Origin of the sequence: Streptomyces chiangmaiensis, from assembly GCF_036281785.1 — a bacterium.
Lineage (GTDB): Bacteria > Actinomycetota > Actinomycetes > Streptomycetales > Streptomycetaceae > Streptomyces > Streptomyces chiangmaiensis.
Genome location: NZ_JAYWVC010000748.1, coordinates 1 through 557 on the forward strand (window position 1 = coordinate 1; position 557 = coordinate 557).

The window sequence follows — 557 nt, forward strand, 5'->3', positions numbered from 1 at the left end:
GAGCCCGAGTCGTTCGAGGGGGAGCCGGAGGACGGCGCGCCCCCGCATAAGGCCGGGCGGAGCGTGCTCACCGCGGTGCTGGGCGTCGCCCTCGTGGCGGCCCTGGTCGCGGCCACCGTACTCGGGTGGCAGTACCGGCAGGGGCGGCAGGCGGAGCAGGCCCGCGACGAGGCCCTCGCGGCCGCGCGGAAGGCGGCGCCCGTCGTGCTGTCGTACGACTACCGGCACCTGGACCGGGACTTCTCCCGGGCCCGCGCCCTGCTGACCGGGCGCTTCCGCGACCAGTACGGCAAGACCACGAAGGCGGTGGTCGCGCCGACCGCGACGAAGTACCACGGCGTGGTGAAGGCGAGCGTGGCCACACCCGCCGACGGCGGCGCCCCGGCGGTCTCCGTCGTGTCGGCCACACCGGACCGGGCCGTCGTCCTGCTCTTCGTCAACCAGGTCACCCAGAGCACCCAGGTCCCAGAGCCCCGGCTGGACCTGAACCGGGTGCGTATGACGCTCACCCGCACCTCCGACGGCTGGAAGGTGAGCGGCGTCGACGCCCTCTGACC

At 74.5% G+C, this 557-nt stretch carries 1 protein-coding gene; it reads left to right on the top strand.

Annotation, left to right across the window (positions count from 1 at the left end; translation table 11 throughout):
• A partial coding sequence (locus VXC91_RS46735; protein WP_329513385.1) for a hypothetical protein occupies positions 1-555 on the top strand: 555 nt, incomplete at its 5' end.
• Between the last annotated feature and the right edge of the window lie 2 nt (positions 556-557).